Genomic DNA, 9,576 nt, shown 5'->3' on the forward strand with positions numbered 1-9,576 from the left:
GCGCATCTGCTTTGGGAGCAGAGGGTCGCAGGTTCGAATCCTGTCTCCCCGACCATTTCTTGCAATTTTGTGTTTAACCTGCAGATTCAGCAGCGCGCTTTTTACGAACAAGCGTCTGCGCGTTGGTATATTCGAGCAGCCCTTCCTCGCCGCCTTCGACGCCAAGTCCGGATTGCTTCAACCCGCCAAAGGCCGCTGTCGGTGACAGGTGCTGGACTTCATTGACCCAGACTGTGCCACTCTGGATGCGCTTGGCGATTTCGAACGCTTTATCCTCATCATTGCCCCAGATGGAACCGCCAAGACCATATTCGGTCGCATTGGCGCGCGCGACGACATCGTCATAATCGTCGAATTTCAGCAGCGGCAACACGGGGCCGAACTGTTCTTCCTGTACGATGCGGCTGTCTTCGGGCGGGTTGTCGAGGATCGTTACCGGAATGAAATAGCCGGGCACATCCGATTTCTCGCCGCCCATCAGGAAGGTATAGCCCTTCTCCTTGGCATCGCGGATCAAATCGAGCACACGCTCATATTGCGGGCGGTTGTTGATCGGGCCCAGCCGTGTGCCTTGTTCGGAACCGTCGCCGATCTTCACCGTCTTGGCATAAGCGACGATGGCATCGCGCAGCGGCTCGTAAATGTCCTTGTGGACATACATGCGCTTGGTGGCGATGCAGATCTGGCCGTTATTGCCGAAGGCGGCCCAGAAGAGTTGCTCGGCGACCTTTTCGACATCGACATCGGGCATTACAATCGCAGGATCGTTGCCGCCGAGTTCGAGCGTAACGCGCTTCAGCGTTGCTGACGCAGATTGCATCACCTTTTTGCCGGTCGCGGTCGAGCCCGTGAAGCTGACCTTGTCGATATCGGGGTGCGAGGTCATCCACGGGCCGAGATTATCGCCACCCGAGATGATGTTCAGCACGCCAGCGGGCAGGATGTCCTTGATGATCTCACCGAGCTTCAGCGTGGTTAGTGGGGTGAAGGGGGATGGCTTCAGTACCATCGTATTGCCTGCAAGCAGTCCGGGGCCGATCTTGAAAGCGGCAAGGATCAGGGGGAAGTTCCAGGGCGCGATCGCACCGACTACTCCCAAAGGAACCCGGCGCGTCTCGCTATAGCGTTCGTCGCTATCTTCGTTGACGACAACCGGCAGATCGAGCGAGGAAGCGCCCATCAGCCAGAAAGCCGCGCCGCCGACATCGGCTTCCGCATCGGCATGCGGCTTCCCCTGCTCCGACGTCAGCAGGCGCTTTAGCGGATCGATATTGGCGAGAATGGCCTGCGCCATCGCGTTCAGATATTCGCGGCGCTTTTCGATTGGCAGTGCAGACCATGCCGGAAAGGCGGCCCGCGCTGCGGCTACCGCGCGGTCCAGATCTTCGGGGGTTGCGTCGGGTGCCTGGCCGATAACTTGCTCATTGGCGGGATTGAGGACATCGAAGCTGGCGGAACCTGTTTCGAGCTTTCCACCGATCAGCATGCGATAATCTGAATCGAATTGCATTGTCTCTCTCCTCTGTCGATCAGGGCAGCAACACCACCTTGATGCATTCGCCGCGCGCTTGGGCGGCTATGGCCTCGTTGATTTGTTCCAGCTTGAACGTCCGGATGAGCTTGTCAAAGGGGAATCGCCCTGCGGCATGATGCGCGAGCAATTCAGGGATGAAGCTTTGCGGGTCGCTATCGCCTTCGATGATACCGATGATACGCAGGCCAGGGGTCATCAAAGCGGAGATATTTACGCTGATACTGTCGGTCGGTTCCTTGGGAACGCCGACCAGTCCTATCGCGCCATGACTGCCGAGGGCAGCCAATCCGGCTTCGATCACGCTGACCACACCGCTGCTGTCGAAGGCGAAGTCGAGGCCTTCGGGAACGATTGCACGCAAAGCTTCGGTCAGGTCGCCCGCGGCGGGATCAATCACATGCGTCGCGCCCAGTTCGAGCGCGACTTCGCGCCGTGCGGGCATGGGTTCGACAAGAATGATCGTGCTACAGCCTTGGATGACCGCGCCCATTACCGCCGCCAGTCCGACCGGTCCGCCGCCGAAAATGGCAATGGTCGAACCCTTATGACAGGCGAGCGAGCGCATTACGCCCCCAGCCCCGGTCTGGAAGCCGCAACCCAGTGGGCCGAGCAATTCGAGTGGGGCAGAGGTATCGCCAACCCTGACGACGTTGCGCGCGCGGGTGATGGCATGACTGGCGAAGGACGATTGCCCGAAGAAATGTGAACCGATCCGCTCGTCACCCGAACAGCAGGCCGTCGAGCCATCCTCCAGCCGCACCCCCGCATAGTTCAGTGGAACGAAGCTGCGGCAATAGCTGGGCAAGCCTTCGTCGCAGCGCGAGCAATCCCCGCAGCTTGAAAAACCAAGCACGACCTTGTCACCGACCGCGAGGCCAGTGACGCCTTCACCCAACGCTTCGATGATGCCGGAACCTTCGTGACCCAGCACAGCGGGCAGGGTGTAAGGGGCGAACTGGTCGCGGAAGATCAGGTCGGTGTGGCACAGGCCAACCCCCGCAATTTTGACCAGCACTTCGCCAGCGCGCGGTGCTTCGACGCTGACTGGCTCGATCGAGAAATCACCCTTGGGAATGCGGGCAACCGCCGCGACAGCTTCTGTCATAAAATTCTCTCCTCTTGTCGCGACCGGGGCGGTCACATCTCGCCAAAATCGGCCTTCGATGCGCCGCATTGCGGGCAGAACCAGTCATCGGGAATATCCTCCCAGCGGGTGCCGGGGGGAATGCCGTCTTCGGGCAATCCCAATGCCTCGTCATAGCGAAAGCCGCATTTGCCGCAGCGATGGACGCTATATTCCGGCTCGCTCACGCCTTTTCAACCTCGAAACGGATCGGCACGGTTTTGGGGCCACAAACAAATTCCGATTCCGCCATGCGTGGGGTGCCCGTGAGTTCGACCGATTTCAGGCGCGGGATGATTTCCTTCCACAGCGCGATCATCTCCATCCGCGCGAGGTGGATGCCAAGGCAGGTGTGCCCGCCAAAGCCGAAGCCGACATGGCGGTTGGGCGAACGGCGGTGATCGAAGGTGAAGGGATCCGGAAAGGCGTCTTCATCGCGGTTCGCGGAGAGGTACGAAAGATAGACCAAGTCGCCTTTCCGGATCGTCCGCCCCTTGATCTCATAATCCTGCGTGGCGGAACGGACGAACTGCTGGACCGGGCTGGCCCAGCGGATGGTTTCTTCCACAAAGCCGGGGATCAGATCGGGATTGGCCTTAAGGTCAGCCAAAATGTCGGGCCGCTGCGCCAACTGCCACATGCCGTGGCCGGTGGTGGCTGCGGTGGTGTCATGCCCGGCTGTCGATGCGATGACGAAATAGGAAATCAGCGCGCGATGCTCCATCGGCCCATCGTCAATCTTGCCATTGGCGATGACCGAGGCGAGATCGTGGCGCGGGCATTTTTGGCGGTCGGCAATGATCGGAGTGTAATATTTCTCAAACTCTTCGAATACGATACGCCAGGTGCGGGTGATTTCTTGCGGGTCGGTCAGATCGGATCCGGGCCGCTTGAGATCAGGGTCGGCATAAGTGAACAGCCACTGCGTCAGTTCGAGCATCTTTGCATGGTCGGGCTCGGGAACGCCGATCAGGTCGAGGACAACTTTCAAAGGATAGAGAAACGCTATTTCGGTCGCGAAATCACATTCGGGGGCAAGGCTGATCAATTTGTCGGCATAAATTTTGGCGGTCGCTTCCACGCCCGGCAACGCAGCCTTGATGCCGTCGAGCGAAAACGCCCCCGAACAAACCGAACGATATTTCTGGTGCTCGGGCGGGTCGAGTTGAACAAGCGAGCGGAAAATGTTCGATTGGCCACCGGTATATTGCTTGACCAGTTCTTCGCCTGCCTGGCTGATCAGCGTCTTTGAACGATCTCCCCCGTGAAAGATTTCATCCTGCCGCGCGATTTCGCGCAAATCGGCATATTTGGTGACGATCCAATGCGGATCATAGCCCGGCACTTCGACCTGGGAGAGCGGATAGTCCTTACGAAGCCGGGTGAAGATGGCGTGGACATCATCCCTGTTGGCAAAACTTGCCGGGTTGAATGCAGGTGCCACCAATTCGGGCGGAATCATCGTTTCGGACATATCAGGCTCTCCATAGGATAAGGGCTAGCCTGCCTCCGCCCGGCGACGCTGATCGCGATATTCGCTGGGTGCGATGCCCGCATATTGGCGGAAGGCACGGCTGAAATGGCTCTGGCTCTGGAAACCGGTCGCTTCGGACAAGGCCGCAAGCGTCATATCGGTTTGCACGAGCATCTGTTGCGCCCGGTCGAGCCGGGCTTTCATCACATATTGGTGCGGCGTTATGCCGGTCGCCTTTTTGAAGATGCGGCAGAAGTGCGGCGGCGTGACTCCTGCGGTTGCCGCCATTTCCTCAAGGCTATGCTCTTCGGCAGGGTTCGCCAATATGGCGTTCATCACCTTGTGTAGCCGGTAGGCTGAAAAATCGCTGACCGGAATTTCGGTCGGGTTGCCATGCGCGGGAGGCCCGGCGAGGATATGCGCCTTGAGCGCGTTGACCATCGCAGCGACATAATGTTCGCGCTCGTCGGCATCGGGCGCATAAAGTTCCGACAAGATTTGCCGGGTGAGGGCAACGCCCAGCGGATCGGCAAAGGCGAAACGCAATTTGCTGAACTGCTCGGTCGCTGAAATGTTTTTGAGCAGATCGGACGAAACCGAAAGCGTCACGGCGTCCAGTTCACCATCGACCAGCCAGCCGCTGGGCATGCCCGATGGCTGGATGGTGGCGCAGCCGGGAATCGAACTAGACTGGCTCCAGCCGTCCCGATCCCACGTCTTGATCTGTAGCTTTCCCGATATGTGGACGATGAACATGGGGTCGGGCAAAGGCGGCAAGGCGTAGCTGCCGACAAATTGTCGCCAGCGACACAGCGACCAGCCCTCTCCTATAGACCCCATTTCCACGTCGGGCGCCCGGCCCAGCACGTCGCATATGATCGCGCGATTATCCCAATGCGTCGCCATCAGCCTCTCTCCTTCACTCCTGAAGAGAGCTTAGCCAGCTTGCGCGCGGACGGAAGCCCGAAACGCGCACCAGCAGCAAGGCAACGCATAAGGCGCATCAGAAGGCGGCGCGCACCGAGATGCCGTAGGTGCGCGGTGCGCCTGGCACGAGGAAATTATAGGGGAAACCTGCGCCACGAAGGTCGAGGCCATAGCCATAGACCTTTTTGTTGAACAGGTTGTTGCCCCAAGCCCTGACCGTGAAGCTGTCATTCGACCAGGAAAGCGCTGCATTGACCTTGGCAAAGCCCTTTTGCTGCAACTCCGAATTGACCTGTGGTGAGCCGACGGCGTTGATCGTGTTAAACGGAGAGAAATATTGCCGGCTTGCATAGTTCAGATTGGGCGAAAAGGTCAGCTTGCCGCCGCCCAGTTCTGCCACATCCCAGTCAAAGCCCGCCTGCGCGGTCAGCTTTGGCGAGAAGGGCAGGTCGTTGCCCGACAGATCGGTGCCCTGCAGCAGCAGTTCCTTATATTTGGTCTGCAACAGCCCCAGCGCAAAGTTGAGCGCAAAGCCATCGGACGGCTTCACAGTTGCTTCAAGTTCGGCACCATAAACTTCCGATTTGGGCGTGTTGACCAAGAAGGATACCGGCCCGGGTCGTGTGTCCTGCAGTTGCTGGTTCGTGTAGTCATAGTAAAACAGCGCAGCTGCCAGCGTCAAAACCCGGTCAAAATAGCGCCCCTTGAAGCCGAGTTCATAGGCGTTGACCCTTTCCGGCTCGATATAGCTGATGCCGGCGGACGAGGTATAGCCGCCGCCATTGACCGCCCCTGCACGATAGCCGCGGTTGAAACTGGCATAGAGCAAAGTGTCGTCGGGCAAAGTGTAGCTGAGCGCGATGCGGCCTGTGAGCGCATTATTGGTGTCGCTAAGCGCGATCCGGGCGGCAGGGTCATAGGCACAGGTGCCCGCGGGTGTTGTGCAAGGCACAGTCGTCGCAATGGGCGTTGGCGCATCGTCGACTGTTCCTAGGAACAGAAAGGCGAAGGCATCGTCATAGCGCGACTTGTCCTTGGTATAGCGCGCACCCAATGTGAGCACGAGCTGATCGGTCAGGTTGATGTCACCCTGCGCGAACACCGCATAGGATTTCCGCACCTGCCGGTAATGCTGGTAGAAACCGCCTGCGGGCGGCAACGGCAGGTTGAACTGGTTGTCGGTAATGTTCCGATCCCAGCCATAAAATGCCCCGCCGACCAGATTGAGCGTATCGCTGCTATAGTTCAGCCGCATTTCCTGGCTGAACTGGCGGTATTTCGATTGCCATGTGATGTCGAGAATATCGAGCGGCGAACCATCTGCTGCCTGCTGCAAATCCTGTTTGCCGCCATCATAGGATGTGATCGAGGTCAACCGAATGGCGTCAGACAGATCGACGCCGACCGTTCCCGAAAAGCCCCAAGCATCGGTGTTGTTATCGCCAACCCGGTTCTCGTTGGTTTCAAAAAAGCCAAGTCCGGTGCGGAAGGCACCAAGGCCATGCACTCCGGCCTGTGTACCGCGGTCGCGACCGCCATAGGCCTTAAGCACGATGTCGAGACCGCCATCACCGGGCTTGATGCGCAGCGTTGCCCGGCCTTGCAGCGTGTCGACCGAATTGGGGTCACGTCCACCGGCGAACAGGTTTTTCATCTGTCCGTCACCCTTGGCATAGTTGACCGCTAAGCGCAGGCCGACACTGTCTTCGCTCAACGTGGTTTCAACGGCGGCCTTTCCGGTGAAAGCATCAAAATTACCATAGCCCAGTTCGACATAGCCATTCGAGCCGCTGAGCGACGGCTTCCGGGTTATGAAGTTAACCGCACCGCCAGTGGTATTGCGCCCGAAGAGCGTGCCTTGCGGTCCACGCAACACTTCGATCCGGTCGAGGTCGAACAGGCCCATGCCATGGCTGGTGCGGGGGGCGAGGTAGACGTCATCGATATAAACACCGACGGGCGAAGCCTGGTTTGAATTATACTCGTTGGCGACGCCGATTCCGCGAAGCGAGAAATTGGGTTGGGTGTTGCCGAACGGGCTGTTTATCTGAAGGTTGGGAACGGCTGCAGCCAGTTCGGACGAATTGTCGATACCCTTTTGCGCCAGATCGTCGCCGCCCAATGCCGAAACCGCGAGCGGCACGTCGAGCAGCGATTGCTCACGGCGCTGTGCAGTGACGACAATTTCGTCATCATTGTTAGCGCCGTCGGATGCTTCCTGCGCCAGCGCCGTGGTTGATGTCGAAGCCAGCAGTGCAGCTAGCGTGGTTATCCCTTGCGAAAAACCCCTCATCCTCTCCTCCTCCTTTTGGCGCTCCTACGCCAGTGTTGGAGGTGGTAAGGACTGCATTGCTATTTTGCTTTATACGGTTTTATTTCGAGATTTGACATTTCTTGTGCCAAAAAGTCATTCCGAACCAGCCTGCGACGCTTTTTCCACTTCGTCGCGCGCCTCTTCCTCAACAAGCTTTGCGGCGGCATCAGCCGCTTCCTCAATGTTCTTTTGCTCGACTTTCAGTGCAGCAGCATCGTCTTCGGCAGCAACGACAGCAGCGGGTTTTTCACTCTCTTTAGGTGTCGTCTCTTCCACGCAGCCTATCAAGCAGAGCGGCAGGACCAGGATTGTGAACGATTTCATGGTTTGGGTGCTACAGTCAGTTCGCCCTCATAATTGGCCAGTTCGGATAGCACTGCAGTCCACGCTGCGACATTTTGGCGCAACTGTGCCTTGTCGATCATGCTGAGGGTATCGTCGGGCGTGTGGTGCAGATCGAAATAGCGGCTGCCATCCTGTTGCAGGTCGATGATGCCCAGATTTTGCGCGGCGATGATCGCGCCGACATCGGCCCCGCCACTGGCTGCATCTCTGCCTTGGGCAATGCCCAGCGGAGCCAGTCTTGCGGCGATGCGGTCAGCGAGCGGTTTCGCACTGTCGGGCAGCTTGAAATCGACGCGCCAGACGCGGTCGGCACCGAAATCGGATTCCATGGCAAGCGCATGGGGAACCGTCTTGTTGGCTTCGGCATAGGCCTTGCCACCCCAGATGCCGACCTCTTCGGCCCCGGCCCAGAGCAGGCGGATTGTCCGCTCCCGCTTCATGCCTTTGATGGCGCTGGCGGCGGCGGTGATGATGCCGCAACCGGCTGCATCGTCAATTGCACCCGTTCCCAAATCCCAACTGTCGAGGTGACAGGCGATCACGATCGGGGGCAGGGCGGCATTGCTGCCGGGCAATTCGGCGACGACATTGCCCGATTTTTGCGTACCAAGATTTTTCGGTGTCAGGAGCAGGCGGAGTTTGACAGGCTTTCCGCGCTCCACCATCCGAACCAGATTGTCGGCATCTGGGATCGACAATGCGCCGGCAGGTATGGGCGTGACGCCCGCCTCGAAATTGGTGTTGCCAGTGTGCGGATTGCGATGGTTATGGTCGGTGCCGACCGAGCGGATGACGATCGCCGCCGCGCCTTTCTTCGCCGCTATGTTGGGCCCGACAAAGCGTGCTGGTCCGAATGCGCCATAGCTTGAACCATCCTGCGCGGGTTTCATCGCGTGGCTGACAAAAGCGATCTTGCCTGCAAGGCTGCCATCGGGCGCTGCGCGTAAGGCATCGATTGTCGGGAAATAGGCTACCTCGGCTTCCAATCCGGCATCACCCGTACTGCCGCTATTGCCCAATGCCGTTATCGCAAATTTCTGCGGGAAGGGGCTGACAACCCAAGCACGCTCCTCGCCCCGCACCCAGGTCGGCATGTCAAAGGGTTCTTCGCGAACATTGGCAAAGCCCGCTTTGCCCAGATAGCTGAGCGCCCATGCCCGTCCGCGCGCCTCAGCCTCGGTGCCGCCTTGGCGCGCGCCGACTTCGGTGGTTAGACCTTCGGTAATCTCCCAGGCGACCGAATCATGGTCCAGCGCCCACATTGCCGGGTCTGTTCCGGCTGGAGGGCTTGCAAAAGCGGCGGTTGTGAGGATTGTCGTTGCGCCAAGGGCGAGCAGAATTTGTTTTGTCATGCGCTGGGCTTAGCTAGCGTAACGCCGCTTGCCAATCCTGCCTTGCGACAAGTGCACAGCTTGGCTAGTAGGCGCGTCGAATTCCGTATTTATTGCTTTTTGAGAAAGTGACCATCGATGGCCGCCCAATACGCCTTTGTCATGAAGGGGATGACCAAGACCTTCCCCGGCGCGCAAAAGCCCGTGCTCAACAATATCCACCTGCAATTCTATCAGGATGCCAAGATCGGCATCGTCGGCCCCAACGGTACGGGTAAATCGACGCTGATGAAGATCATGGCGGGGATCGACACCGACTTCACTGGTGAAGCATGGCCGGGCGAGAATATTACCGTCGGCTATCTGGCGCAGGAGCCGCAGCTTGATCCGACCAAGACGGTCAAGGAAAACGTCATGGACGGCGTCCGCGAAGTCGCGGACATGGTTGAGCGCTTCAACGAAATCAGCATGATCATGGCCGATCCGCCGGAAGACGTCGATTTCGACGCGCTGATGGAGGAAATGGGC

General features: G+C 58.8%; 9 protein-coding genes. 1 reads left to right on the forward strand and 8 read right to left on the reverse strand.

The features are described 5' to 3' along the window. Positions 1–73: 73 nt before the first annotated feature. The 8 genes from PKC81_RS13560 to PKC81_RS13595 form a co-directional block, all read right to left on the reverse strand. Positions 74–1,510 (reverse strand): aldehyde dehydrogenase family protein, encoded by a 1,437-nt coding sequence (locus tag PKC81_RS13560; protein ID WP_324336975.1) that lies wholly within the window; start codon positions 1,508–1,510, stop codon positions 74–76. 19 nt (positions 1,511–1,529) lie between these two features. Continuing rightward, positions 1,530–2,639 (reverse strand): NAD(P)-dependent alcohol dehydrogenase, encoded by a 1,110-nt coding sequence (locus PKC81_RS13565; RefSeq protein WP_324336977.1) that lies wholly within the window; start codon positions 2,637–2,639, stop codon positions 1,530–1,532. Positions 2,640–2,671: 32 nt separating this feature from the next. Continuing rightward, positions 2,672–2,845 (reverse strand): rubredoxin, encoded by a 174-nt coding sequence (locus tag PKC81_RS13570; RefSeq protein WP_324336979.1) that lies wholly within the window; start codon positions 2,843–2,845, stop codon positions 2,672–2,674. Continuing rightward, positions 2,842–4,131 (reverse strand): cytochrome P450, encoded by a 1,290-nt coding sequence (locus tag PKC81_RS13575; RefSeq protein WP_324336981.1) that lies wholly within the window; start codon positions 4,129–4,131, stop codon positions 2,842–2,844. Before PKC81_RS13575 ends, PKC81_RS13570 begins: the two co-directional genes overlap by 4 nt. 24 nt (positions 4,132–4,155) lie before the next feature. Continuing rightward, on the reverse strand, positions 4,156–5,037 hold the full coding sequence (locus tag PKC81_RS13580; RefSeq protein ID WP_324336983.1) for an AraC family transcriptional regulator: 882 nt from the start codon (positions 5,035–5,037) through the stop codon (positions 4,156–4,158). Positions 5,038–5,134: 97 nt separating this feature from the next. Beyond that, positions 5,135–7,351, reverse strand: coding sequence for a TonB-dependent receptor (locus PKC81_RS13585; RefSeq protein ID WP_324336985.1), 2,217 nt, complete (start codon positions 7,349–7,351; stop codon positions 5,135–5,137). A gap of 114 nt (positions 7,352–7,465) precedes the next feature. Continuing rightward, positions 7,466–7,696, reverse strand: coding sequence for a hypothetical protein (locus PKC81_RS13590; RefSeq protein ID WP_324336987.1), 231 nt, complete (start codon positions 7,694–7,696; stop codon positions 7,466–7,468). Beyond that, positions 7,693–8,979, reverse strand: coding sequence for a M28 family peptidase (locus PKC81_RS13595; protein ID WP_324336991.1), 1,287 nt, complete (start codon positions 8,977–8,979; stop codon positions 7,693–7,695). Before PKC81_RS13595 ends, PKC81_RS13590 begins: the two co-directional genes overlap by 4 nt. A 207-nt stretch (positions 8,980–9,186) precedes the next feature. Here PKC81_RS13595 and PKC81_RS13600 point away from each other — a divergent pair. Further along, a partial coding sequence (locus PKC81_RS13600) for an ATP-binding cassette domain-containing protein (RefSeq protein WP_324336989.1) occupies positions 9,187–9,576 on the forward strand: 390 nt, incomplete at its 3' end.

It is taken from the genome of Sphingorhabdus sp. (assembly GCF_035329025.1).
In the GTDB taxonomy this organism is placed as follows: Bacteria; Pseudomonadota; Alphaproteobacteria; order Sphingomonadales; family Sphingomonadaceae; genus Sphingorhabdus_B.